The sequence below is a fragment of the Frankia sp. AiPs1 genome, assembly GCF_023716945.1.
Taxonomy (GTDB): domain Bacteria; phylum Actinomycetota; class Actinomycetes; order Frankiales; family Frankiaceae; genus Frankia.
On record NZ_JAMQQF010001043.1, the window covers coordinates 1 to 989 of the forward strand.

Sequence of the window (989 nt, forward strand, 5' to 3'; positions counted from 1 at the left end):
CCGATATGCGGCCCTGAACCACTTTCCACGGACGTCCACGTCGCGTCCACCGTGCACTCCGTCGGACCATAGAAATTCAAACCCCACACACCCGGCGCCGAACCCAACGCCTCCCACAACCGGGAACCCACCGCCTCCGCCCCCGTCGCCACCACCGACGGCACCCACTCACCGGACAGCAGACCGTCGTCGACCAGCAACTCCAACAACGACGGCGGCACATCCACGAAATCAATCCGCTCGTCGCGGACCAACCGCACAATCCCCGCCGAATCCCCCATCACACCACCCGGCAAAACATGCATCGCATGCCCCGCCAACATCCACACCAACGGATCCAACGACCCGTCAAACGCAAACGACAAAACATTCAACACCCGCAACCGCCGGCCACCCAGCCGCACCACCACCGGATCCATCACCGCCACCCGATGCGCCAACGCCAAATTCACCAAACCACCATGCGTACCCACCACACCCTTCGGCCGCCCCGTCGACCCCGACGTGAACACCACATACGCCGCCGACCCCGCACCCACAGAAACCGCGTCCGCATTCACGTGCGCATCCGTGTCCGTGTCCGTGTCCGTGTCCGGCCAGGAATCCGGATCATCCACCAGAATCATCCGACCCACAAACCCCGCCTCCGCCACCCTGTCCGCGACCGACGACGACGCCACCACCACCAACGGATCCGCCTCCCCCAACACCACACCCACCCGCGACACCGGATGCGCCGGATCCACCGGCACCACCACACCCCCCGCCTTCCACACCGCCACCATCACCACCACCACCTCCACACCCCGCGGCACCACCACCCCCACCCGCACCTCAGACCCCACACCCACCAACCCCAACACCCCCGCCAACCGCGAAGCCGCCTCATCCACCTCACCAAACGACAACGACACACCCCCACACACCACCGCCACCTCACCACCACCAGCAGCCACCACCCCATCCCACACACCCAACACCGACGAAAA

At 65.6% G+C, this 989-nt stretch carries 1 protein-coding gene; it reads right to left on the bottom strand.

Annotation, left to right across the window (positions count from 1 at the left end; genetic code table 11):
- On the bottom strand, positions 1 to 989 hold a 989-nt coding region (locus ND748_RS32730; protein WP_374216101.1), incomplete at both ends, for an AMP-binding protein.